The sequence below is a fragment of the Cycloclasticus sp. genome (assembly GCF_019090545.1).
Classification (GTDB): Bacteria; Pseudomonadota; Gammaproteobacteria; order Methylococcales; family Cycloclasticaceae; genus Cycloclasticus; species Cycloclasticus pugetii.
The window spans coordinates 1-26,056 of the sequence record NZ_JAHRVT010000008.1 but is presented as its reverse complement, the minus strand read 5'-3'; the positions used below and the strand labels follow the sequence as shown (position 1 = coordinate 26,056).

General features: G+C 41.9%; 24 protein-coding genes and 1 other RNA gene. 8 read left to right on the top strand and 17 right to left on the bottom strand.

All coding sequences use genetic code 11. The features are described 5' to 3' along the window. Positions 1-18: 18 nt before the first annotated feature. Complete coding sequence (gene ftsH / locus KUG63_RS01470; protein ID WP_020162380.1) at positions 19-1,941, bottom strand: ATP-dependent zinc metalloprotease FtsH; 1,923 nt, start codon at positions 1,939-1,941, stop codon at positions 19-21. A 95-nt stretch (positions 1,942-2,036) separates the two neighbouring features. Then, positions 2,037-2,657, bottom strand: coding sequence for a 23S rRNA (uridine(2552)-2'-O)-methyltransferase RlmE (gene rlmE / locus KUG63_RS01465; RefSeq protein ID WP_020162381.1), 621 nt, complete (start codon positions 2,655-2,657; stop codon positions 2,037-2,039). A 123-nt stretch (positions 2,658-2,780) separates the two neighbouring features. On the opposite strand from rlmE, the gene yhbY reads away from it, so the two are divergent. Beyond that, entirely contained in the window at positions 2,781-3,068 is a 288-nt protein-coding gene (yhbY, locus tag KUG63_RS01460; protein ID WP_277641999.1) for a ribosome assembly RNA-binding protein YhbY, read from the top strand. Here yhbY and greA read toward each other — a convergent pair. The 8 genes from greA to grpE all read right to left on the bottom strand — a co-directional run bounded on the left by greA (position 3,059) and on the right by grpE (position 14,342). After that, positions 3,059-3,535: a transcription elongation factor GreA gene (gene greA / locus KUG63_RS01455; protein ID WP_287553772.1), complete on the bottom strand. Its 477-nt coding sequence runs from the start codon at positions 3,533-3,535 to the stop codon at positions 3,059-3,061. The two genes, yhbY and greA, sit on opposite strands and share 10 nt — an antisense overlap. A gap of 23 nt (positions 3,536-3,558) precedes the next feature. Next, positions 3,559-6,774 (bottom strand): carbamoyl-phosphate synthase large subunit, encoded by a 3,216-nt coding sequence (carB, locus tag KUG63_RS01450; RefSeq protein WP_287553770.1) that lies wholly within the window; start codon positions 6,772-6,774, stop codon positions 3,559-3,561. An 80-nt stretch (positions 6,775-6,854) separates the two neighbouring features. Continuing rightward, positions 6,855-7,988, bottom strand: coding sequence for a glutamine-hydrolyzing carbamoyl-phosphate synthase small subunit (carA, locus tag KUG63_RS01445; protein ID WP_287553768.1), 1,134 nt, complete (start codon positions 7,986-7,988; stop codon positions 6,855-6,857). 139 nt (positions 7,989-8,127) lie between these two features. Next, positions 8,128-9,417 carry an NAD(P)/FAD-dependent oxidoreductase gene (locus tag KUG63_RS01440; RefSeq protein ID WP_015006263.1) on the bottom strand — a complete coding sequence of 430 codons (1,290 nt, stop codon included), beginning with the start codon at positions 9,415-9,417 and terminating at the stop codon, positions 8,128-8,130. A 164-nt stretch (positions 9,418-9,581) separates the two neighbouring features. Then, positions 9,582-10,388: a 4-hydroxy-tetrahydrodipicolinate reductase gene (gene dapB, locus KUG63_RS01435; protein ID WP_277641998.1), complete on the bottom strand. Its 807-nt coding sequence runs from the start codon at positions 10,386-10,388 to the stop codon at positions 9,582-9,584. A 78-nt stretch (positions 10,389-10,466) separates the two neighbouring features. Next, complete coding sequence (gene dnaJ, locus KUG63_RS01430) at positions 10,467-11,597, bottom strand: molecular chaperone DnaJ (RefSeq protein ID WP_015006265.1); 1,131 nt, start codon at positions 11,595-11,597, stop codon at positions 10,467-10,469. 103 nt (positions 11,598-11,700) lie between these two features. Beyond that, on the bottom strand, positions 11,701-13,635 hold the full coding sequence (dnaK, locus tag KUG63_RS01425; protein ID WP_015006266.1) for a molecular chaperone DnaK: 1,935 nt from the start codon (positions 13,633-13,635) through the stop codon (positions 11,701-11,703). A 68-nt stretch (positions 13,636-13,703) separates the two neighbouring features. Beyond that, a complete protein-coding gene (gene grpE / locus KUG63_RS01420) occupies positions 13,704-14,342 on the bottom strand; it encodes a nucleotide exchange factor GrpE (RefSeq protein ID WP_015006267.1) in 639 nt (212 codons plus the stop codon). A gap of 423 nt (positions 14,343-14,765) precedes the next feature. Here grpE and KUG63_RS01415 point away from each other — a divergent pair, with 423 nt between their 5' ends. Next, positions 14,766-15,650, top strand: a complete 885-nt coding sequence (locus KUG63_RS01415) for an NAD(+) kinase (protein WP_015006269.1) — start codon at positions 14,766-14,768, stop codon at positions 15,648-15,650. A 9-nt stretch (positions 15,651-15,659) separates the two neighbouring features. Further along, positions 15,660-17,330 (top strand): DNA repair protein RecN, encoded by a 1,671-nt coding sequence (gene recN, locus KUG63_RS01410; protein ID WP_287553764.1) that lies wholly within the window; start codon positions 15,660-15,662, stop codon positions 17,328-17,330. Here recN and fur read toward each other — a convergent pair. Then, on the bottom strand, positions 17,323-17,733 hold the full coding sequence (gene fur, locus KUG63_RS01405; protein WP_015006271.1) for a ferric iron uptake transcriptional regulator: 411 nt from the start codon (positions 17,731-17,733) through the stop codon (positions 17,323-17,325). The two genes, recN and fur, sit on opposite strands and share 8 nt — an antisense overlap. 104 nt (positions 17,734-17,837) lie before the next feature. Between fur and KUG63_RS01400 the strand changes: the two genes are divergently transcribed. The 3 genes from KUG63_RS01400 to KUG63_RS01390 are packed head-to-tail and all read left to right on the top strand — an operon-like array spanning position 17,838 to position 19,186. Beyond that, positions 17,838-18,308, top strand: coding sequence for an outer membrane protein assembly factor BamE (locus tag KUG63_RS01400; protein ID WP_015006272.1), 471 nt, complete (start codon positions 17,838-17,840; stop codon positions 18,306-18,308). 1 nt (position 18,309) lies between these two features. Next, a complete protein-coding gene (locus KUG63_RS01395; protein WP_015006273.1) occupies positions 18,310-18,738 on the top strand; it encodes a PaaI family thioesterase in 429 nt (142 codons plus the stop codon). Position 18,739: 1 nt separating this feature from the next. Further along, positions 18,740-19,186 carry a PaaI family thioesterase gene (locus KUG63_RS01390; protein ID WP_015006274.1) on the top strand — a complete coding sequence of 149 codons (447 nt, stop codon included), beginning with the start codon at positions 18,740-18,742 and terminating at the stop codon, positions 19,184-19,186. A 63-nt stretch (positions 19,187-19,249) separates the two neighbouring features. On the opposite strand, the gene KUG63_RS01385 is transcribed toward KUG63_RS01390, so the two are convergent. The 6 genes from KUG63_RS01385 to KUG63_RS01360 all read right to left on the bottom strand — a co-directional run bounded on the left by KUG63_RS01385 (position 19,250) and on the right by KUG63_RS01360 (position 25,131). Then, on the bottom strand, positions 19,250-20,503 hold the full coding sequence (locus KUG63_RS01385) for an aromatic ring-hydroxylating dioxygenase subunit alpha (protein WP_020932297.1): 1,254 nt from the start codon (positions 20,501-20,503) through the stop codon (positions 19,250-19,252). 15 nt (positions 20,504-20,518) lie between these two features. Next, positions 20,519-21,004, bottom strand: coding sequence for an aromatic-ring-hydroxylating dioxygenase subunit beta (locus KUG63_RS01380; RefSeq protein ID WP_015006276.1), 486 nt, complete (start codon positions 21,002-21,004; stop codon positions 20,519-20,521). 239 nt (positions 21,005-21,243) lie between these two features. Continuing rightward, on the bottom strand, positions 21,244-22,797 hold the full coding sequence (locus tag KUG63_RS01375; protein WP_015006277.1) for a 2-isopropylmalate synthase: 1,554 nt from the start codon (positions 22,795-22,797) through the stop codon (positions 21,244-21,246). A 244-nt stretch (positions 22,798-23,041) separates the two neighbouring features. Further along, positions 23,042-23,350: an RnfH family protein gene (locus KUG63_RS01370; protein ID WP_015006279.1), complete on the bottom strand. Its 309-nt coding sequence runs from the start codon at positions 23,348-23,350 to the stop codon at positions 23,042-23,044. Continuing rightward, positions 23,343-23,774 (bottom strand): type II toxin-antitoxin system RatA family toxin, encoded by a 432-nt coding sequence (locus KUG63_RS01365; RefSeq protein WP_016390047.1) that lies wholly within the window; start codon positions 23,772-23,774, stop codon positions 23,343-23,345. Before KUG63_RS01365 ends, KUG63_RS01370 begins: the two co-directional genes overlap by 8 nt. A 4-nt stretch (positions 23,775-23,778) precedes the next feature. Continuing rightward, positions 23,779-25,131 (bottom strand): sodium-dependent transporter, encoded by a 1,353-nt coding sequence (locus tag KUG63_RS01360; protein ID WP_020932295.1) that lies wholly within the window; start codon positions 25,129-25,131, stop codon positions 23,779-23,781. Between the two features lie 109 nt (positions 25,132-25,240). On the opposite strand from KUG63_RS01360, the gene smpB reads away from it, so the two are divergent. Together smpB and ssrA are read left to right on the top strand one after the other, a co-directional pair. Beyond that, a complete protein-coding gene (gene smpB, locus KUG63_RS01355) occupies positions 25,241-25,717 on the top strand; it encodes an SsrA-binding protein SmpB (protein WP_015006282.1) in 477 nt (158 codons plus the stop codon). Between the two features lie 226 nt (positions 25,718-25,943). Continuing rightward, positions 25,944-26,056: a transfer-messenger RNA gene (gene ssrA, locus KUG63_RS01350) on the top strand; the annotation flags it as partial.

Below are 26,056 nucleotides of genomic sequence, written 5' to 3'. Positions count from 1 at the left end.
AGACGACTCTTCACAGCATTAAGGTTGTTCAGCAGGGCCTCCAATAGTCGGCTTTGACTCCTTATCTGTAGCGTCTTTATCTTCTATCGTCGCTTTCCCTGAACCAGATTGATCATCATTTTCCCAATCTTTAGGTTCACTCACTGGCTGACGAGCCATTAATTGGTCTAATTGATCGCTATCAAGTGTTTCATACTTCATTAACGCTTCTGACATAGAGTGTAAAATATCAATATTTTCAGTCAATAAGCTCTTAGCACGCTCGTAGTTTCTATCAATAAACACTCGAACTTCTTTATTAATAAGCTCGGCTGTTTCATCCGAAATCATCTTAGTTTGACCACCAGAATGCCCCATTGCATTTTCATCTTCTCCGTAATTTAATGCGCCAAGTTTTTCTGAAAAACCCCATTGAGTTACCATATTTCTAGCAATAGCGGACGCTCTTTCAATATCGTTTGATGCACCAGTTGTTACCGCTTCTTCACCAAAGATAATTTCCTCTGCTAAGCGACCACCATATAAGCTTGATAATTGACTTTCTAACTTCTGTTTACTGATACTAATTTGATCTTGCTCAGGTAAGAACATTGTGACACCTAACGCTCGCCCACGTGGAATGATGGTCACCTTATAGACAGGATCGTGCTCAGGCACTAAGCGACCAACAATTGCATGACCTGATTCGTGATATGCCGTGCACCTTTTTTCGTCTTCACTCATCACCATAGAACGACGTTCTGCGCCCATTAACACCTTATCTTTAGCGTTCTCCATGTCGTTCATATCAACTAACTTCTTATCAGCTCTAGCCGCAAATAATGCCGCTTCGTTTACCAAGTTAGCCAAATCTGCACCTGAAAAGCCCGGTGTGCCTCGTGCAATCACATTAGGGTTAACACTGTCACCGAGAGGCACCTTTTTAAGGTGCACTTTTAAGATTTGCTCGCGCCCTCTAATATCTGGTAAAGGAACAACCACTTGTCGATCAAAACGACCTGGGCGTAATAAGGCCGGGTCTAAAACATCAGGACGGTTAGTCGCGGCAATAACAATCACCCCTTCATTACCAGAAAACCCGTCCATCTCAACCAATAATTGGTTCAAGGTTTGCTCACGCTCATCATTACCACCACCAATACCAATACCACGGGCACGGCCAACCGCATCAATCTCATCGATAAAAATAATACACGGTGCGTTTTTCTTGGCTTGTTCAAACATGTCTCGAACACGTGAAGCCCCTACACCAACAAACATTTCAACAAAATCAGAACCCGATATGCTGAAAAAAGGCACTTTAGCTTCACCAGCAATCGCCTTCGCTAACAAGGTTTTACCTGTACCAGGCGAACCCGACATTAAAATTCCGCGTGGGATTAAACCACCTAATTTTCGAAACTTACTAGGGTCTGTTAAAAAATCAACAACCTCTCCAACCTCTTCTTTTGCTTCTTGAACACCCGCCACATCAGCAAACGTTACTTTTATTTCATCTTCACTTAATAGTTTCGCTTTGCTTTTACCAAAGGACATTGCTCCACGACCACCGGCACCGCCTCCGCCACCTTGCATTTGGCGCATAAAGAATATCCACACACCAATCAACAAGAGCATCGGGAACCATGATATTAAAATTGACATAAGCACCGATTGCTCTTCAGGTGGTTTGGCAATAATTTCAACACCATTTTTTAGTAAGTCATCAACAAGGTGAATATCACCAGGACTACGTGTTGTAAAACGCTCACCTAACGTAGTTTGACCACTAATATTAGGCCCATCTATGGACACTTTACTAACCTGGCCTGCATTAACAGCACTGATAAACTGCGAATAACTTAAATTACTAGTTGATGATTGTTTTGATCCACCAAAATTATTGAATACGGACATCAGCACGACGGCGATTACCACCCACATAATAATGTTCTTAACCATTTCGTTCAAAGTGTTACTCCCTCGTGATGTTTATGACAGTGCTCAATTAAACTGTTATTTTTAAAATTCATTCAGTAATTTATGGGGTTAGATTACTACAATTTCAAGCCCTTTGCCAAAAGGTAAACCTCTCGACTACGTGCGCGTGAAGCTTTGGGTTTTCGAATCAGTACTGTCGAGAAAACTTTTTTAGCCTCTTGAAGATACTGGTCAAACCCTTCACCTTGAAACAGCTTTATCAAAAACGAGCCCCGGCTATTTAAACTGTTTTTTGCAAAATCTAATGCCAATTCTGCTAAATACATGGATTTTGGTTGATCAATCGCCTTACTACCACTCATATTAGGCGCGATATCAGACATCACTATATCGACTGCTTGATGACCGATTAAGTTTTGTAAGCGCTCAAAAACCTCGTCGTCACTAAAGTCACCTTTAATAAAGTCAACACCATCAATAGGATCAATATCTAATAAATCTAACGCGATGACTCGCCCATCGCCTGTGATTTTTTTTATGGCATATTCTGACCAGCCACCCGGCGCGGCACCTAAGTCCACCACAATTTGTCCAGGCCTCAATAACCGGTCTTTTTTGTCAATTTCTTCTAATTTAAATACGGCGCGCGAACGAAGCCCCATTTGTTGAGCTTTTTTTACATACTCATCGTTAAAATGCTCATCCAGCCACTTTTGTTTGTTTTTATGCTTGGTCATACCTTTGCATTATTATTTGTTTACCCACTGTTAACATAGGTACATCTACAAAACAGACGCACCTTCTTGTATCTTTTAAGTGTAGAATGCGCGACCTAACTTAACAGAATTTAATGAAACACTATGGCATTATCAAATCAGCAAAAAAAGAAACTAAAGGCACACGCACACTCTTTAAAGCCTGTTGTTCGTCTAGGTCAGTCTGGCCTAACCAGTAATGTATTAGACGAGATTGAGTCTGCGATCACGCACCACGAGCTGATTAAGGTAAAAGTGTCTGCTAACGATCGAGACGACAAAAAAGCGATCATTCAAGAGATTGCTGATAAAACCGCCTCAGAACTCATTCAAAGCATTGGTTTTATGGCTGTTTTTTACAGAGAAAACCAAGATAAAAAAGCTTATTCGTAACGAACATCCAAAATTTCAAACTCTGTGACTCCACCAGGCGCTCTTACCTCAGCAACATCCCCCTCTTCCTTTCCTATCAATGCTTTTGCAAAAGGGGATGCATAGGAAATTAAGTTTTTCTTTATATCTGCTTCATCTTCGCCAACAATCGTATAGACAACTAACTCTTCTGTCTCGATATTTTCAAGCTCAACGGTACAACCAAAAATAACTTTGCCGTTAGCGTCCATGGTAGAAACGTCTATAATTTGTGCATTACCTAATTTGCTTTCAATTTCACGAACCCGTGCTTCTATTAAGCCTTGCTCTTCTCTGGCCGCATGATATTCAGCATTTTCTTTTAAATCACCGTGCGCGCGAGCATCAGCAATCGCTTCGGTCACTTTAGGACGCTTTACATTTTTTAGCTCGTCCAATTCTTTTTTAAGGCTTTCTGCGCCTTTTTTAGTTAATGGTACCTTACTCATAAATAATCCTTAATTTTTACAACTTAATGACGTGCTTGCAATGCGTGAAGCTCTCTGACTTCTTTCACAGTAATATCTGCCAATGCATCAATTGTCGCTTTAGCACCCGCCATAGTAGTGCAATATGTCACCTTATTTTGTAACGATTCACGACGGATTGAAAATGAATCAAGAATCGCTTGTTTACCTTCTGTGGTATTAACGATTAGCTGAATAGGTTCATTTTTAACCACATCTACAATATGAGGACGGCCTTCGTTAACCTTGTTGACTAGCTCACATTCAACCCCAGCTGCCTTTAAGGCATCTGCCGTCCCTTTTGTAGCCAGTATTTGCTTCCCGCGTGAAACCAATACTTTGGCTAAATTAATCATTTTATCTTTGTCAGCATCTCTAACGCTAAACAATACTTTATCTTTATTTGATAATTCAATACCAGCAGCACGCTGTGATTTACCGAATGCCTCTCCAAATGTATCCCCTACACCCATCACTTCACCTGTTGATTTCATCTCAGGGCCTAATAACGGATCTACATTAGGAAATTTAACAAATGGGAAAACCGACTCTTTAACCGAGAAATACTTAGGAATAATTTCTTGAGTGGTGCCCTGATCCGCTAATGACTGCCCTGCCATACAACGAGCTGCAATTTTCGCTAACGGGTACCCCGTCACTTTCGATACAAAAGGAACTGAGCGTGACGCACGGGGGTTTACTTCTAAGATATAAATATCATCCCCTTTAATAGCGAATTGAATATTCATCAAACCGACAACGCCTAATTCACGAGCAAGGTCTTTAGCCTGTACACGCATTCTATCTTGCACCTGCTGACTCAAATCAAATGGAGGTAATGAGCAGGCCGAATCGCCCGAGTGAACACCCGCCTGCTCGATATGTTCCATAATGCCGCCGATTAACAACTCCTTACCATCGAAAATAGCATCTACATCGACTTCAACAGCATCATCTAAGAAACGGTCCAATAACACCGGTGAATCATTTGAAACACTAACTGCTTCTCGCATATATGTACGAAGTTCTGCTTCGTTATAAACGATTTCCATCGCACGACCACCCAATACATATGATGGCCTTACAACTAGCGGATAACCAATTTCTTCTGCATGAAGTACGGCTTGTTCTGGATTTCGCGCGGTTCTATTAGGTGGCTGTAAAAGCCCTAGCTTTTCAACTAATTGTTGGAAACGCTCACGATCTTCTGCCAGATCAATAGCTTCCGGTGATGTTCCAATAATTGGGACGCCTGCAGCTTCTAAATCTTCCGCTAGTTTTAGCGGTGTTTGACCTCCGTATTGAACAATCACGCCCTTTGGCTTTTCAAGGTGCACGACTTCAAGCACATCTTCCAGTGTTAACGATTCAAAGTACAAACGGTCTGAGGTATCAAAATCAGTTGATACCGTTTCAGGGTTACAGTTAACCATAATGGTTTCATACCCGTCTTCACGCATTGCCAACGCTGCATGGACACAACAATAATCAAACTCGATTCCCTGTCCTATGCGGTTTGGGCCGCCACCCAATACCATAATCTTCTCACGGTCACTTGGCTGTGACTCACACTCTTGTTCATAAGTAGAATACATATAAGCTGTAGAAGACGAAAACTCACCTGCACAAGAATCAATCCGTTTATAAACAGGGCGAATATTCATCTCGTGTCGGGCTGCCCTTACGGCACTTTCTTTAGCGCCCAGTAAAGCAGCTAATCGCGCATCTGAGAAACCTTTTCGTTTCAATCGATACATTGTTAAATTATCAATTGAAGCAAGCTCACTGTTTGATAAAACAGCTTCTTCATTTAACAAATCTTCTATTTGAATCAAAAACCAGCGATCAATTTTTGTTTGCTCAAAAATACTTTCTAAACCAAAGCCTTTCCTAAACGCATCTGCCAAATACCAAATACGATCAGCACCTGGTTGTTGTATTTCACGCCTTAAAATAGCATCAACCCCTTCTTCGTTTAAATCAACGATTGGGTCTAATCCATTCTTACCTGTTTCAAGCCCACGTAAGGCTTTTTGTAGTGACTCTTGAAATGTTCGCCCTACAGACATTACCTCACCGACAGATTTCATCTGCGTAGTAAGACGGTCATCTGCCATTGGAAATTTTTCAAAGGTAAAGCGAGGAATTTTCGTAACAACATAATCAATAGACGGCTCAAATGATGCGGGTGTTGCGCCCCCTGTTATTTCATTACTTAGTTCATCCAAGGTGTAACCGATCGCCAATTTTGCAGCCACTTTAGCAATAGGAAAACCCGTTGCTTTTGAGGCTAACGCTGATGAACGGGAAACTCGTGGGTTCATTTCAATCACAATCATCGCACCATTTTCTGGATTGATGGCAAATTGAACATTAGACCCGCCTGTATCCACACCAATTTCACGCAATACATCGATCGAAGCATTACGCATAATTTGATATTCTTTATCGGTTAATGTCTGGGCGGGGGCAACCGTAATAGAATCCCCTGTATGCACTCCCATTGGGTCAAAATTTTCAATGGAACAAATAATAATACAGTTATCTTTACGATCACGTACCACTTCCATCTCGTATTCTTTCCAACCTAAGACGGACTCTTCAATCAACAACTCATTAGTGGGTGATAAGTCCAAACCTCGCTCACATATCTCTACGAACTCTTCTCGGTTATATGAAATACCGCCACCACTACCACCCATCGTAAAAGATGGACGAATAATTGTTGGAAAACCGATATCCTCCAAGGCTTCAAATGCTTGCTCCATATTATGTGCAACAAATGAACGTGGCGTCGACAAACCGATTTTAGTCATCGCTTTTTTAAACAGATCCCTATCTTCTGCTTTATCTATTGCTTCTTTTGACGCGCCAATCATTTCAACATTATGTTTTGCAAGCACGCCATGCCTATCCAAATCTAGCGCACAATTAAGTGCCGTCTGCCCACCCATCGTTGGTAACAGCACATCTGGCTTTTCTTTTTCAATAATTTTTTCAACCGTCTGCCAATCAACCGGCTCGATATAAATTGCATCGGCTGTTTCGGGGTCCGTCATGATTGTCGCTGGATTTGAATTAACCAAAATCACGCGATAACCTTCTTCTCTTAGCGCCTTACAAGCCTGCGTTCCTGAATAATCAAACTCACAAGCCTGACCAATAACAATAGGGCCTGCACCTAATAGTAAAACGGATTTTATGTCGGTTCTTTTTGGCATAATTCTCTTTATAAATTTTTATGGCTAATTGCCAGGTGTACACAAAAGGGTGTCAACGTTTTCATTGACCGCTCGCTTAATTAAGCTTTATATGAGTCCATCATTGTCGTAAACCGGTCAAACAGGTACACAATATCTTGCGGACCAGGGCTCGCTTCTGGGTGCCCTTGGAATCCAAATGCGGGGCAATCCGTTCGCTCTATCCCTTGTAGGCTCTTATCAAATAATGAAGTATGCGTTGCCTTTAAATTAGCTGGCAAAGAATCCGCATTCACAGCAAAGCCATGGTTTTGACTAGTGATCATAACCCGTTGCGTTACTAAGTCCTGTACCGGATGGTTAGCGCCATGGTGACCAAATTTCATTTTTACTGTTGAGGCACCACTGGCTAACGCCAACAATTGATAGCCTAAACAGATACCAAATACGGGGACTTTCTCTTTTAAAATAGTTTTGATGGCCTCAATGGCATAATCACATGGCTCTGGATCGCCGGGGCCATTTGATAAAAACACACCATCTGGTGACATTGCTAACACCTCTGAAGCTGGCGTTTTCGCTGGTACAACACAGACTTCGCAGCCCGACTCCACCAACAACCTAAGAATATTTCGCTTAACGCCAAAGTCATACGCGACAACCTTGTAGTTTGCTTTCTTCGTTGCAGCCTTGCTTGTTTGCCCTAACTGCCAAACTGGGCTTGTCCAGTCATAAGGTTTTTTGCAGGACACCAGCTGCGCAAGATCAAGCCCTTTAAGTGGCGTCACCTCTTTTGCTGATGCTAAGGCATACGCCTCATCAACTTCCTCTCCGGCTATGATACAGCCTCGTTGCGCGCCTTTTTCACGTAGAATTCTTGTCAACCTACGCGTATCAATATCAGCAATTGCAACGATATTATTTCTAGCTAAATATGCAGATAAGGACTCTTCTGAACGCCAATTACTATGCAGTAACGGTAAATCCCTAATAACCAAACCCTGCACATGAACTGCGGCAGACTCTTCATCTTCAGCATTTGCGCCGACATTACCAATATGCGGGTACGTTAGCGTTACAATTTGATGTGAATAGGATGGGTCAGTGAGAATTTCTTGGTAACCCGTCATCGACGTATTAAAAACAACTTCGCCTGTTGTCAGGCCTTGAACGCCAATTGATTGGCCGTGAAACACACTACCGTCTTCGAGAACCAGTATCGCTTTGTCAGACAAATTACACCACCTTTAGATATACAAAACGGGAAGAACCTTTACTGGCACCACCCGTTTTGATTGTTAATATGTATGACCGCGAATTTTACTGGATTAAGTGCCTCATTGTCCATTCCAACACGAGCATATTTTTAGCAAATTATTTTGCGACATCCAGCGATTTCGACAAATACGCATTCATTATTAGCGTGGGGTCTTCTTTTAACCTTTCTTTCCATTCCCCTAAAGGTATTTCCGATTGAATCAATCCTCGCATAACACCAATAAAATCCGTACGACCAACTGTGATAGCACCCACCAGCAAATCATCTTTAAAGTTTAAACGAATATATTTATAGTTATCTTTATCTAGCAAAACTGCACTGTCACCACCTTCTACTCCGCCCCAACTGCCAAATGAAGTTGATACTAAACCAGATGTATCAAGAACATTCATGCTTAAACTACCTTTATAGGTAGAGTTACCACCCATCATATTAACCGCAGCTATCCGCCCATGATCAACGGCTGTTGGCTGAATAGCGTGCACTGAATTTCCACCTGTTGAAAAGTCTGGCCCCTGAGCAACATCACCAGCAGCAAAAACATCTTCAACACTGGTATGCAGCCCCGCATCGACAAGAATACCGTTATCCGTTTCAATACCACTGCCTTCTAAAAACTCAATATTTGAATAAACCCCTGTTGCAACAATAATCAAATCGTATTCAGTTAAGCTGTCGTCATCACGCTTCAAAGCTGGGCCAGGCTCAATTGATTTAATACTACTGGGCAGGATCATCTCCACCCCTTTTGCTTCACACCAAGACTGAATCATTTTGCCTGCGGTTTCATCCATCATCCGGCTAACCATAAAGCCAGTACGCCCCAGCATAACAGTCAGATTAACGCCTTTTTTTAGCATTGCCTCAATAATAATAGAGGCAACAAAACCTGCTCCTAATAAAGCTACTTTAGAGCCTGGTTTAATTGAATCAAGTATTCGTCGACCATCCGCTAATGTCCAACAATTCACCACACCATCTGTTTCCGATCCCGGGAAAGGGCAATTTGCAGGACGCGAACCAGTCGCAATCATCAACTTGTCATACTCAAAGACATCACCACTATCAATAACAACCTGATGGCTTTTAGTCTCTACCTTTTCAACCCTTGCAATAACATGGTTAATATTCAAATCATCGAAATGGCCCGCTGTTTTTCTAAGGTGCGTGCCCGTATCTTGTATCATTCCACTTAAGTAATATGGCAACGCCATACGGGAATATGGTGACTCTTTTTCTTGACCAATCATCGTGATTGAACAATTTGCATCGGCTTTTCTCAGCGTCTCTGCTGCCCTCACAGAGGCTGGCCCAGCACCAATCAGAACGTACTTTTTAATATTCGATGAAGCCTGCGCCGGCTCAACTGTTTTAACTTGTGACATTACTTTTCTCTCCTATGTGTCGGCATCCGGCTTTATACTTTTAATTACCAGCTCCCAACAGTATTGATGTCCTGCTTTATTACTGATTCTTATAACAGTATTTACATAAACCCTTACGTTATCTTTAAATATTAACAGAAAACTATCAATACAAAAGACGGCATTTAATCTTTCAGACCTAGTACGTCTTGCATGTCATATAAGCCAGGAGGTTGATCGGCAAGCCAACAAGCCGCCCTGATTGCACCAGTAGCAAAAGTCATTCGACTTGTTGCTTTATGACTGATTTCAATGCGCTCACCTTCATCGGCAAACATAACAGTGTGCTCACCTACAATATTCCCACCTCTGATGGTAGAAAAACCAATGGTTCCCTCTTCACGCTCACCAGTAATACCTTCGCGCGCATAAACTGCACACTCATCTAATGCCTTACCCATTGCATTTGCAACCACTTCGCCCATTTTTAAAGCAGTCCCGGATGGCGCATCCACTTTATGCTTATGATGTGCTTCAATCACCTCAATATCAACAGATTGGCCGATTGCTTTTGCCGCCAACTCTAAAAGTTTTAACGTTACATTGACACCAATACCCATATTAGGCGCAAACACAATTGGGATATTTTTTGACGCTGACACTATCTGCGCTTTATCCGACTCGCTAAATCCGGTCGTGCCAATTACGATTGCTTTTTTCTGTGACTGACAAAAAGACACCTTATCCAAACAAGCCTCAGGCCGAGTAAAGTCAACTAAAACATCAAAGTTAGGCGCTTGGTTTGAAAAATCTGAAACAACGTGAACTTGCTGCTGGCTCAACCCTGCCATTTCACCTGCATCTTTACCGATTGCAGGAGAGCCTTCACGCTCAATAGCGACACCAAGTGTTGCCAACTTATTTTGTTGGCACGCTTTAATTAAGTTAAGTCCCATTCGGCCACTTGCGCCAGATACCGCTATTTTTGTCATCTTTTCCCCTTATCAACATCACCTAGGCTATACACATCACTACAGCCTTTATTTTACTTTATAGAAACTCTAAACCTGTTAAGACTTCATTTTGTCAAAAAAACTTTTAACACCACCTAACCACGAATGCTCTTGTGGATTGTGCTTAGTGCCACCCGTTTTAAATGATGCTTCTAACTGTTCAACCAACGCCTTTTGTTCAGCTGTTAAACTAACTGGCGTTTCAACATTAACGCGACACATTAAGTCCCCGACAGGTCCTCCTCTTACAGGCTTAACACCTTTACCGCGTAACCTAAATAACTTACCTGTTTGCGTTTCGGGCGGAACTTTTAATTTAACTTTTCCAGACAAGGTAGGCACCTCAAGTTCGCCACCAAGTGTTGCTGTTGCAAAGCTAATGGGCATATCGCAATACAAGTTTGCACCATCACGTGTAAATATGGCATGTTCACGAACATTAACTTGAACATATAAATCACCAGCAGGCCCACCATGATCTCCTGCTTCTCCTTCACCACCCAAGCGGATACGATCGCCAGTATCAACACCGGCAGGAATTTTTACCGATAATGTTTTTTGCTCTTTAGTTTTCCCTGTACCCCGACATTTACCACAAGGGTCTGTAATTTGCGATCCTGACCCATGACACGTTGGACAAGTTTGTTGAACAGAAAACATCCCTTGTTGCATACGCACTTGACCATGACCAGCACATGATGAACAAACACCTGACTTACCACTTTTAGAACCGGTACCCTTACAAGTCGTACAACTAACAGAAGTAGGGATTTTTATTTTGGTTTCCATCCCAAAAACAGCCTCTTCTAAAGACAAATCCAAGTTATAGCGTAAATCCGCACCACGAGTCACTTGGCTACGATGACCGCCTCCACCACCGCCAAATATATCGCCGAAAACGTCGCCAAATACATCACTAAATGAATCGCCACCAGAGTGTCCTCTGCCGCCACCCATAGAAGGATCCACGCCCGCATGACCGAATTGGTCATAAGCGGCGCGTTTTTGCTCATCACTTAAAATAGCGTATGCTTCTTGAATATCTTTAAATTTAGCCTCGGCATCTGGGTTATCAGTATTTCTATCCGGATGATACTTCATCGCCAAACGTCGATATGCTTTTTTTATTTCGCGCTCACTGGCATTTCGAGCAACGTCTAGTGTTTTGTAAAAATCTGCTTTTTCCATGACTCTCAAACCTTTAATACGTCAAAGCCACCGATAAATCGGCGGCCATGTCGTAGCCCAACACGGGCTATAGTTAAGTAACTTAAAACTAATGTTTTAAGGCTTATTTTTTATCGTCTTCTTTTACTTCTTCAAATTCAGCATCAACGACATCATCAGCATTTGCATCAGAGTCAGACTTTGCTTCAGCAGAAGCGCCTTCAGCCGCCCCTTCAGCGCCTGCATCAGCGTACATTTTTTCAGCTAACTTAGCAGACAATGTTGTTAAGGCTTCAGTTTTTTGCTCAATCGCTTCTTTGTCGTCACCTTTAATAGCTTCTTGAAGATCCGCAATAGCCGCTTCAATATCTGCTTTTTCAGAGGCATCAACCTTATCACCCATTTCTTCAATGGATTGTTCAGTTGCGTGAATCATGCCATCCGCTTGGTTTCTAACAGTCACAAGCTCATGCAATTTTCTATCTTCTTCAGCATGCGCTTCAGCATCGTTAATCATTGCTTCGACTTCCTCATCAGATAAACCACTTGATGCTTTAATAACAACAGATTGTTCTTTACCTGTGGCCTTATCTTTAGCAGATACATTTAGAATACCGTTTGCATCAATATCAAAAGACACTTCAATTTGCGGCGTACCACGACGTGCAGGCGGTATATCTTGAAGGTCGAAACGGCCTAAAGATTTATTGCCTGATGACATTTCACGTTCACCCTGTAGAACATGAATAGTAACCGCTGTTTGGTTATCTTCTGCTGTTGAGAATGTTTGACTCGCCTTACTAGGAATAGTCGTGTTTTTCTCAATTAGCTTTGTCATTACACCACCCATTGTCTCAATACCCAATGAAAGTGGTGTTACATCTAATAAAAGCACATCTTTAACATCGCCAGCTAAAACACCTGCTTGAATTGCAGCGCCCACGGCAACGGCTTCATCTGGATTAACATCTTTACGTGGCTCTTTACCAAAGAATTCAGCAACAACTTCTTGAACTTTTGGCATACGTGTTTGACCACCAACCAAAATCACGTCATCAATCTCAGAAGCTGATAAACCAGCATCTTTAACAGCTGTTGCACAAGGTGCGACCGTACGTTGAACTAGATCATTAACAAGAGACTCAAGTTTTGCACGTGTCAATTTAACATTCAAATGTTTAGGCCCTGACGCATCTGCCGTAATGTAAGGCAAGTTAACATCTGTTTGTTGATTAGATGATAGCTCGATTTTTGCTTTTTCAGCGGCTTCTTTTAAACGTTGAAGTGCTAATGGGTCGTTGTGTAAATCTACGCTGTTTTCTTTTTTAAACTCATCTGCAAGGAAGTCGATAATACGTAAATCGAAATCTTCACCACCTAAGAATGTATCACCATTGGTTGATAACACTTCAAATTGGTGCTCGCCATCAATTTCAGCAATTTCAATAATTGAAACGTCGAAGGTACCTCCACCCAAGTCATAAACAGCAACCGTACGATCACCACTTTTCTTATCCATGCCATAAGCTAACGCAGCCGCTGTTGGCTCGTTAATAATACGTTTAACGTCTAAACCGGCAATCTTGCCTGCATCTTTCGTTGCTTGACGTTGCGAATCGTTAAAGTAAGCAGGCACAGTAATAACGGCTTCTGTTACCTCTTCACCCAAATATGCTTCAGCATCTTTTTTAAGCTTCATTAAAATACGCGCAGCTATTTCAGGCGGCGCCATTTTTTTACCCTGCGCTTCAATCCAAGCATCGCCATTATCGGCAGCTAGAATTTTATAAGGCACCATGCTGACGTCTTTTTGCACAACATCATCTGTAAATTTACGACCAATTAAGCGCTTGGTAGCAAATACCGTGTTTGATGGGTTTGTTACCGCTTGACGTTTTGCAGACTGCCCTACAAGCACATCACTTTCTGCTGTAAACGCTACAATTGAAGGCGTTGTTCTTGCACCTTCACTATTTTCAAGTACTTTCGCGCTGTCGCCATCTAATACGGCAACACACGAGTTCGTTGTTCCTAAATCAATACCAATAATTTTAGCCATTTAAATATCTCCGAAATTTAATTTATTCTATTCTGTTAGTTACGATATAAGGGCGTGAAATTTAATTTTCAAGCCTGCTCATCAATTTTCTTTGTCTCTGTAGGTGCTTGAGGTTGCGACACAATAACCATTGCAGGACGTAATAAACGCTCATTGAGCGTATAACCTTTTTGAAAGACTTGTATCACCGTATTAGGCTCATGATCAGGGCTTGGAACCATAGAGATAGCCTGATGTAAGTCCGGGTTAAAACTTTCACCTTCTGGGTTAATTTGCTTAACGCCGGACTTTTCAAGCGAAGCTAGCAACTGCTTATGTGTCAACTCCATCCCTTCTTTTATGGCTACAACATCACCTTCTGCTGCATCCACTGATGCCAGCCCCATCTCTAAACTATCGACTACTGGCAACATCTCTTTAGCAAACTTCTCAACAGAAAAACGGTGCGCCTTTTCAATATCTTTTTGTGTTCGACGGCGAATATTTTCCACCTCTGCCTTTGCCAGCAACAATTTTTCCCAGTTTTCATCAGCACGAGTGGTCGCCGCATCTAGCGCCGCCTGCAAATCAACCTCTTCTGAGGCAGCAGTTTCCCCTTCCGCCTCATCTTTCAATGCATCCTCTACTATTTCACCAACAATACTTTCTTCCGTTTCAACCGCTGGTTGTTCAATATTCTCTTGATCTGTCTGTTCTTCAGACCCCATAGCCTTTCCTCTTTTTTACACTTAAATTTGATTGATAGCGACTTACCATTAAGGCAAGCGCATAAACTGTTTTAGTTAAATGGTGATAGTTTTCTAAATTTCAAGGTTCCAGCCAAAACTTTTACAGCAAAACCAAACAATAAGCTCAATTTGCCATAAAGTTCACCGATTACTCCACCCTTCGGCACTATGTATGATAAACCAAACAGTCGAGTGGCATTCAGCAACGCATACCTTATCAATAAAGCTATAGAAATGATCTCCAGCAATTAAAATTAGATATCTAACACACGCTTAGCACGCGTAAAATTCAAATTGATCCTTAAAATGCCGACACTCAGTAAATAAGCCGTCATTTAGATTTAGATTCTGGTGTAAATCGCTACATTTCGTGTAAACTTTTACCTTCAACTGAGGAGTAAAATGAATACAAAATTTAAACGAATTGGGCTGATTTCCAAGCCTAATGCCACGGATATATCTGCAACAGTTCAAGCATTATATACGCTGTTAATTGACGCCAATATTAACATCGTTGTTGATGAAGAAACGGCTCACCATATCTCATTGCCCTCTGAGCACATCATGAGCATCAGTGAATTAGCCGACCAATGTGATCTCATCATGTCTATTGGCGGTGACGGGACACTCTTATCAGCTGCTCGCGCCTTGGTTGACAAAAAGGTTCCTCTCGTCGGTATAAACTTAGGTCGCATTGGTTTTTTGGTTGATATATCACCAGAAGAGATGAATGTTCAAATAAGGCAAATCCTCGAAGGCCATTACCATGAGGAAGAACGTATTATCCTCAACACTCAAATCATCCGTAACAATACGCTTATTCACGAACAGTCAGCGTTCAATGAAGTCGCCATTCACCGATTAAAATCCCCTGGTTTAATCGACATTGAAACCTATGTTAATCAACGTTTTGTGAATGCTCAGCGCTCTGATGGATTAATCATAGCCACCCCAACTGGCTCAACAGCTTATGCACTATCCGGTGGTGGGCCGCTAATGCACCCCTCGCTGGATGCCATTGTGCTGGTTCCTATTAACCCACACACCTTGAGCAACCGCCCACTGGTGGTAGATGGAAAAAGCGAAATTGGTATTCGCTTTAGCCAACGAGATAAGCACGAGGCGCAACTAACATGCGATAACGTCATTCTTCCAAGTATCCTTGAAGATGACCTTATAAACATCAGTCGCCATGAAAATAAAATTCATTTGTTACACCCAACGAATCATGACTTTTTCAACATTCTGCGCGTAAAACTTGACTGGAGCAAAGCTCCTCAAACATAAAATTTAGGTATGCTTAAATCCATCGACATAAAAGGCTTAGCTGTTGTTGATCAATTAAACCTCGAGCTTGAGCAAGGGATGACCGTGCTAACCGGTGAAACAGGTGCGGGTAAATCCATTTTACTGACAGCAATGAAACTGTGCCTAGGCGAACGAGCAGATGCTTCGTTATTGAGACCTGGGGCTAATAAGGCGGATCTTAGCTTAGAGTTTGACATTACCGATCTACCGGCCTCCCAGCAATGGCTTATAGACAACGACCTTGATGATCAAGGAGATTGCTTCATTCGAAGAACCATCAATGCTGACGGCCGTTCAAAAGCTTATATCAACGGTCAAGTCGTTAATTTAAAAGCCCTACAACAACTTTCTAAACACCTTATTAACATCCACGGCCAGCATGCACACCTAGATTTATTACACCCCGGCAAGCAATGTGAATTAGTCGATTCATCCTTACCCTCTCAGGCCTTGCTTCTTGAATGTCGCAAACAGTACTCACATTGGAAACGATTAACCGAAGAGCTTCACCACCTAACCGATGGCAATGAAGACAATGAGAGTGAAAAACAACTACTTAAATATCAAATCAATGAATTAGAGCAAGCAAATATTATCCATATTGACTACGATGAGTTGGTGCAAGAACACGCGTTAGCATCCAATATGCGTAAAATCATTGAGACCTCAGCACACCAAATAGACATATTGTATGAAAACGAAAACGCTTCTATATATAGTCAAATTAATAATGTCTCGCATGAATTAGAGTTACTGGCTGACTTAGCGCCTGAATTTACAAGCGTGGGCGAACAAATCAAAGAAGCCAGCATTCAAATTCAAGAAGCCAGTCGTGATTTGAGGCATCAAATTGATCAACAAGAAGATGACCCAGAAAAACTCAGCTTGCTCGACCAGCAATTAAGCAGCATTCATGAATTAGCTCGAAAACTGCATGTTGAGCCCTCGCAACTTTCCGACAAATATAATCAGCTCACTGCACGACTTGACTTGCTTGAAAACCGTAACGAGAAATTAAGCGCGCTTCAACTAGACATCGCTGAGGCAGAAACACTTTACCGCAAGCAGGCCGAGCTTCTCCATAATGAGCGCAAGCAACATGCTTTAAAGTTAAGCCGTAACATTACCAACACTTTAAAAACACTTGGACTTCCGGATGGAAAACTAAACATAAGCGTTAACCATTTGGCGAAGCAGCCTCCACAAAAAAATGGTCTAGATGATGTCGTCTTCCTTATATCAACAAACCCGGGGATGCCAGATTCGCCGATTGGAAAAGTGGCATCAGGGGGCGAGCTTTCTCGTATTAGCCTAGCCATACAAGTGGTCACTAGCCGCCGCAATACGACACCTACCTTGGTGTTTGATGAGGTTGATGCAGGTATTGGTGGTGGTGTTGCTGAAACAGTTGGAATACGCCTACGCGAGTTAGCTTGCGACCGTCAGGTCCTATGTGTCACCCACCTACCACAAGTCGCCTCTCAAGGGCATCAGCATTTATTAGTCAGCAAGCAAAAAAGCCAACAACAAACCACAACGAAAATTGATAGCTTAAATCAAACACAGAGAATTAATGAAGTAGCCCGTATGTTAGGTGGTATTGATTTATCAGATAAAACCATCGCCCACGCAAAAGAAATGGTGGAAAAGGCTATTTAGCGCATGATGGGCAGACCCCATAGATATATAAACTATGGTCTGTTATTTTGTAGCCTTTTTCTTTAGCGATCACTTTTTGACGCTGCTCAATCATCTCGTCGTAGAACTCATCAACCCGGCCACATTTCACACATAAAATATGGTCATGGTGCTCATCTTGGCATAATTCAAAAACTGAGTTACCACCCTCAAAATGATGACGATTGACTAAACCCGCCGTTTCAAATTGCGTTAACACACGATACACCGTAGCCAACCCAATTTCTTCACCATCGTCTAAAAGAGCCCTATACATGTCCTCAGCTGACAGATGTTTATTCTCAGTACTTTCCAACATATCAAGAATTTTTAACCGAGGTAAAGTAACCTTTAAACCAGCAGCCCTTATATCTTTTGACTCCATTTCGACCTCTAATTTGGGGTGGATATAAAAGTGAGATGATGTATCATCTCACCATTGCAATCATACACAGAAGATCTTAAATGCGAAAGCGTCTCATTCTAATAATGATATTCATTTCAAGCTCAACCTTGGTGGCTTGTTCAACGACAGAAACCCTAAACGACAAGATGCTTGACGTTGCTGACACCCTACCCGGTGTTTATAAAATTGATGTCCATCAAGGAAATGTGGTTACTCAAAAAATGATTGACCAACTCCGTCCGGGCATGGATAAGCGGCAGGTAAAATTCATCTTGGGCACCCCTTTATTGGTGGATCCATTCCATCAGGAGCGTTGGGACTATTTCTACGATATAAGAAAGGCAGGCAAACCACATAAAAGAGAACGGATTACCGTTATTTTTAATGAAGGCAGTCTTGCTAGCCTAAAAGGTAATTTCAAACCTAGCAATGAGTTTAAGCCGATGACCATCGATACCAAGGTGATTGATGTCCCCAAACGAGAAAAAAAGGAAGTCGGTATTATGGAAAAAATACTTAAATTCATCGGCATCGAACCAGAAGCAAAACCCTAGCATGAGCATCCAATCTTATTTAAAAACAATTAACCAAACCCCTCACGCTAAAAAATTAAACATTACCTTGGTGAGCCATGGTGAAACATCCACCACATTAAAGCTTCCTTTTAGCAAACAGATTATTGGCGATTGTGTTAACAACTACATCCATAGTGGCGCTGTTTCCACTGCTATTGATACAGCCTGTGGCGCTGCTATTTTACAGGCACAAAACAATTTACGTGCTATGGCAACACTGGATCTAAGAATAGACCATATTCGCCCCGCTGCCTCCGGTGCCGATATAAACGTATATGCCGATTGCTACCATTTAACTCACACCATTGCTTTTGTTCGCGCCAGCGCCTATACCGATGATATAAATAGCCCTATTGCAACCGCCGTCGGTAGCTTTATGCGTTCTAACAAACAATTCCCAGTACAATAAAATGTCCTTAGTAGAAAAAATAAATGACATCAAACTGCGTCATGATTATGAGGCCATTGTAGAACTTATTCCGTATGCCAAAACAATCGGTGTAGAAACCAGCATGGTTGGCGAAAGCATCGTATCCAGCTTGCGCTTTATGGAAAGCAATATTGGCAACCCTGCGGTCCCTGCTTTGCATGGCGGCGTTATTGCTGGGTTTATGGAAAATTCCGCCCTGTTACATTTAATCTGGGAAATAGAACTCGTTAACATCCCTAAAATTATTGATGTCTCTATAGATTATTTACGCCCTGGGCAAACCACTACCACCTACTCAAAGTGCGATATTGTTCGCTTAGGAAGTCGTGTTGCTTTATGTAATATTATTGCTTGGCAAGAAGATATCAATAAGCCTATTGCGCAAGCGCGCGGACACTTTTTACTGTCAGAAAATAGACCTCTTTAATGCTATAAAAAAGCCTTGCTATCTATAGCAAGGCTTTACAGGTATCGACTTACTGTTTAACGCCTATACATCCATCATTTTCCTATACCCTTTCCACAAAGATCGTATCGCTCCCTCTGTCACAAAGTGATCATCTGTACCCGTTCCAACGCCACCCATTTCAAGTACATTAGTATAGTTTCCATCTCGCACAATAGCTTTTTGACACAACTCTGTTGATTCCCCATCTTCCATTGATATAAGCCCAGCAGGCCCGACAAGATTCAATTGTTTTAAGCGGAAGTTACGCATTTCTTCGGTATCATCGGCATAACCAAAAAACGTCCAAACTAGCTCAAACTCATTTTCATTCTTTGGCAGAATCTGCCGGAAAGCTAGTGTGTTTTGAATTTGGTGTACCACCAACGATGGAAAAAGCGAAAAAATGACGGTCGTGGTGTCATCATCAAATTCTTTCGCCCCGGCTAACAAAGACGGGTCAGCTAACTGGTAAGTACCTTCTTGATAGGTTCTTGTGTTATCACTCTTAACATCAGATAACTTACTTTCATCTTCTTTACTATTTTCCACCCACAACACGGAGTGCACATCATTATTTACGATAGTACCACCACCTAATGAAGCACGATAAATACCAAACGTTGGGTGAAATAAATGTAACAGACTCGCATGATAAGGGTCTTTAGTATTTTCTGAATAAAACTTCCAATTACCAGCTATGTATTGACGAGTATGCCCGATCACTTCAATAGGCCCTTTTAAGATGCGCTTGAAATGATACGCTACATCTTCGCCCATATAAGTTTCAATATCAGGCGTTTCATCACTAAAGGTGCCAAAAATAACGCCCAGGTGATTAACAACACGAACTTTACGTAAGCTGTGTTGATCCTTAGCAAAGTCTTTTGGCATCCCTCCCTTGCCGCCAAGGCCACGTTGAAAAGGGACTCCACGCAAATCACCTTTAGCATCAAATGCCCACTGATGGTAGACACATGTGTAAGCACCATCTTCTGATTTGCCATGGCGCTCTCGGCAAATTTCCGCACCTCGGTGAGCACAGCGGTTCACCCAAGCGTAAATTTCATTATCTTGACCACGGGTAACAACCACCGGAGTGTCACCAATATAAGTAGACTTAAAACTGCCTTTTTCAGGCAACTCTGCTTCCGTCGATAAATAATTCCATGTCGGGCCGTTATGTATCTTTTTTTGCTCAAGATCGTAAACTTCACGACTATTAAATATTGAGTAAGGAACCGCCGTATGGTCTGTGCCAGCTGGCCATTTTAAATGTGGGGGTGTTATTGCATTCATCATCTTTCTCCTGACTTAAATAGGGATAACCATCAAGGTGGTAATTCTATGCGTGTCATAAATGACTACACGTTCTTTAAATTTAAGAACGCCATTTTCGCGAACAAGGAGGTCAACATAGCGACCTACGTTATAAACGGTACTTTCACCATCATTACAGGTTTTAAAAACTGCGTAATTAGACTGCACCTTAATAGTGTCACCATCTTCTGTACTGATAACAGGGTTACTTGTGATATGGCGATACCATTGAACTTGATAAATATTAGCGTGCCTTAACGCCGTAATTCTATCTTGCAACATACCTTGGCTATCACACCACATAATAGCTGTCGGCATACCTATTTCATGGTTTTCTCTTGGAATAACCTTATACAAGCAATTTTCAGTAAAAAAATCTGGCCAACGTTCTAAATCATCATCATCGATACATTGAACGTAAGCATCAAGCAATTGACTGACTTCATGTTTTAATTCTGGCTCAATACTAGTACTTCTCATACCTTCTCCTCAATCTATTGGGTGCGCTAAAAACACCGGCGCGGATGAGTATCGCATTGAGCCTTAAATGAAAAAATGATCGAGATCAGAAAGGACGTATTACCTTTAATATCTTAAAATAAAAAAAGGCGCTCTGTTTAAATAACAGAACGCCTTTCGCGTGTGTTGCAGCGTTGCCAGCACATTAAAATATTAGTACTACTCTGCAAGCAAAGCCTCTAGTTTATTGGGCAGTCGATTCAAACCCCTTCATAGGCTTGAGGGTGAATCCGCACACTATCACCAAACAATCGATTGAGCGCATTGATATAGGCTTTTGCTGAGGCAATCACAATATCTGTATCCGAACCGTGGCCATTCACAATACGCCCTGCTTTTTCTAGCCTAACGGCAACTTCGCCTTGAGAGTCCGTCCCTTCAGTAACATTACTGACAGAATAAAGCTGAAGCGTCGCACTACTTGTCACGATTTTCTCAATGGCCTTAAATGTAGCATCAACAAGCCCACCACCTTGAGAGGTTTCTGTTTGCTCAACCTCATCTACCATTAACGTAATACAAGACTCAGGCATTTCCCCCGTTTCCGAACACGCTTTAACGGACACTAACTTAATCGCTTCACTAAAAGCTTCTTCCATTTTGAAGTCCGACACCAGGGCTTGAATATCTTCATCAAAAATTTCAGATTTTTTATCGGCTAAATCTTTAAAGCGACGAAAAGCATTATTTAACTCTTCTTGGCTATCCACCATTATGTTTAGCTTTTCTAAACGATCCTTAAATGCACTCCGCCCAGATAATTTCCCTAATACTAATTTATTAGAATTAAGACCAACATCTTCAGCCAACATAATTTCGTATGTTTCGCGCGATTTCAACACGCCATCTTGATGAATACCCGACTCATGGGCAAACGCATTAGCACCCACAATCGCTTTATTCGGCTGCACAGGAAAACCGGTTATACCCGACACCAACCGAGAGCAGGTCATAATCTGAGTTGTATCCAAGCCAACATCACAGGGAAATAAATCCTGCCGTGTTCGAACCGCCATCACAACCTCTTCAAGTGCTGCGTTTCCTGCACGTTCACCTAAACCATTGATTGAACACTCAACTTGGCGCGCACCATTCATAACACCGGCTAACGAGTTCGCCACTGCCAAGCCTAAGTCATTATGGCAATGTGTTGAAAAGATAGCTTTATCTGAATTAGGTACATTTTCAATTAACTGTCGAATCGTGTTGCCGTATTGGTCTGGCAAGTTATAACCCACAGTATCTGGAATGTTAATGGTTGTCGCACCCGCGTCAATAACCGCCTCAATAATCCGACACAAGAAATCAAGGTCTGAACGCCCCGCGTCTTCAGGCGAAAACTCAACGTTATCTGTGAAGTTTCTTGCCAATTTAACCGCATCAACAGCCTGTTCAAAAACCTGATCGGGGGTTAATAGCAACTTCTCTCTCATATGAAGTGGCGAGGTCGCAATAAAGGTATGGATCCGCGATGCATTTGCATCTTTAAGTGCTTCACCAGCACGTTCTATATCTGCTTTGTTTGCCCGCGCCAAACCACAAACCACACTGTCTTTAACGGTTCTTGCAATTCCTTGAACAGCGGCAAAATCGCCTTCACTTGAGATAGGAAAACCTGCCTCAATAATGTCAACCTTCATTTTCTCTAATGCTTTAGCGATACGAAGCTTCTCTTCTGCAGTCATTGCTGCACCGGGGCTTTGCTCACCATCACGTAAGGTTGTATCAAAAATTATTAACTTCTCTTTACTCATTTCTAAACTCCAAATGTCATCTTGATGACAAATTTTTACTTATACAATTAGCTAATTGCGTTTCACCTCGCCAGGTATATTCATTAGCCGCGTTGCGGCAGTCGAGCTAGGCTGAGAAGAAAAGACTTTGCAATGACAAAAAGGCGCACAGACACTTCACCAAAAGCGGCATTTAATGTTTTATTATTATCTGTGACTATCATATTGACTAATATAATCCATTTCCTTGGTATTTCAAGGCAAATCATTCATTCGCTGAACGCGCACCTTTTTTGGTAACTTTTCCGGCTTCAGCACGTTGGCGTCTAACTTCTTTAGGGTCCGCAATTAATGGACGATAAATTTCAACGCGGTCTCCCACTCTCAATAGCGTATCTAGTTTACAAGGCTTACTGAAAACTCCCACCGCATTGTTGTCCAAATTAATATCCGGAAAATGTTTCAAAATCCCAGAGGCATCTATCGCTTTTTGAACAGTCAACCCATCATGAAAAGGGACAACTAAAATTAATTGTTTTTCTGGCGTTGCGTAAGCCACCTCTACATTACCCATAAACCTCATCTGCCCTTTTGATAAAACAATCCATTAGTGAACCACATATTTGACTAAATATGGCACTAAAAACAAAATTACTAACGGAACTTTTAAACTCAAAGTCCACTTCCATTGTTATTTTACAAGCATCTTCACGAAGGTGCTTAAAACGCCATTCACCAGTCATAGACTTAAAAGGCCCTTCTAACAACTCAAGTTTAATGCTTTCACCTGCCGCTAATTGATTTTTCGTACTAAAGACTTTGTGCAACACCTTCCAAGCCACTTCAAGTTCCGCCGTCATACTGTCTTGCGTTTCAGACAGTACTTTACTACTTTTACACCATTTCAAAAACAATGGATACGATGCCACATCATTGACAAGGTCAAACATGTCTGCAGCTGAATGCCGCACTAAAGCACTGCGTTCTACTTTATGCATCGCCTTAGATCACATCAATTGATTTTAAGAAGACAATAACGACTGCCAGAGGCGATATAAATTTTACTAAAAACAGCCAAGTTTTATACAGCCACTGCCGCTTAAGGCTTAATTCCTTTACGCTATCTTCTTCACTCATCACCCAACCGGCAAAAACAGCTATGCATACACCACCCAAAGGCAACATGATATTTGCTGTTAGATAATCTAAAATGTCAAAAAATGTTTTACCAAAAAAAGTAACATCTGCAGTTAGGTTAAAGGATAAAACCGTACCTATACCCACGCCCCATGTGACAAGACCCGCCCAGATACATGAACGCATGCGGCTCATTTTTTTATTTTCAACCAACCAGGCAACAGCTGGCTCTATCAGCGATATTGATGAGGACCATGCTGCAAACACAAGTAATATAAAAAACAGCGTACCAAATATTGAACCATACGCCATATGCCCAAAGGCAATTGGCAATGTTTGAAAAATAAGGCCCGGTCCACTAGCTGGTTCCATACTATTAGCAAAAACAATGGGGAAGATAGCCAAGCCTGCCAATAACGCAACCACCGTATCCGCCAACCCAATCAGCATAGTGGTTGAACCAATTGAAACCTTAGACGGTAAATAAGAGCCGTACACCATGATCGCCCCCATGCCCAAACTAAGCGTAAAGAACGCATGTCCCATTGCGGTCAACACACCTTCACTGGTCATTTTCGTAAAATCTGCCTTAAATAAAAACGAAACGCCTTCTTCAAACGCACCACGCTCCATGGCGTAGCCAACCAATAAAATTAAAATAGCCAACAACGCAGGCATCAAGAACTTCACCGTTCGTTCAAGTCCTTTCACACCTCTAGCAACCACAAGCATCGTCACAATCATAAACAAACTATGCCATGCTAGTAGCTTTTCTGGGTCTGCCACAAAGGTGGCAAAGATATGACTAACTCCGTCAGCCGTAGCACCTTCAAAAACGCCCGATGCAACACGTACAACGTAGGCCATAGCCCAACCAGCAATAACACTGTAGTAAGACAAAATTAAGAACCCTGCGATAACACCCAGCCAGCCTAACCACGACCAATATCGGCTCGCTTTTGCTTCTGTTGCCAACGTTCTCATTGAATTAATGGGGCTTTGTCTTCCACGACGGCCCAACATTATTTCAGCCATCATAATGGGGATGCCTATGATCAAAATGCACAATAAATAGATAAGCACAAACGCACCACCACCATTTTCACCTGCAATATAGGGAAACTTCCATATATTGCCTAAGCCAACGGCCGAACCTGTAGCTGCCAAAATAAAGGCCAATCGGGATGACCATTCTCCATGTTGCGATATCTGTCTCATAAACCTTGAACGTTTGTTATTGATAATAAATTAACCCAACTTTACTATTTAACCAAGTTATTAGCTGACTTTTATAGCGATAAATCAACGCCTCGCTTAGAATATAGACATGGCAAGCAAAAAGAAAAAAACACATCCTAATTCCATCGCATCTAACAAAAAAGCGACACACGATTATTTTATCGAACAACGTTTCGAAGCAGGCATGGTCCTTGAAGGCTGGGAAGTTAAAAGCATCCGTGACGGACGTGTTCAATTAAAAGAAAGTTATGTCGTTATAAAAAATGGTGAAGCCTGGCTGGCCGGTGCACATATATCACCACTTTTGTCTGCCTCAACTCATATCGACCCAATGCAAACACGTTTACGAAAGCTCTTATTAAATCGTCGTGAACTTATCAACCTTGTTGCACTAGTCGAACGTAAAGGCTATACGATTGTTCCCTTATCAATGTATTGGGTTAAAGGCCGCGTAAAACTAGAAATCGGTTCGGCTAAAGGTAAACAGCTACATGACAAACGCGCCTCGGCTAAAAATAAAGACTGGCAGCGTGAAAAACAGCGCATCATGAAGCATTCAGGCTAGGCATACCAGCTACCTCACTTAAAATATCTAAGGCATGCTCCCCTTTTTTCACCTTTAAAAATTAGAACTTGGCTAAAACACATCCTCCCTGTGTTAATAACGGGTTGACATCCCTGCTATTAAGCCTACATAAACGCATAACCACCTGTTTTTTTCTTCTCAATGAAAGAATTATTCACTATATTTGTGAACCTTTCATAATGTATAGTATCGAACCATAACCAAAGGGGGTGACCTGGCTTCGACGTGGGTAGCAAAACCTTAGGTGCATGCCGAGCTTTCAGGAATCTCGTAAAACATCTGAAAAATTATAGTTGCAAACGACGACAACTACGCAAT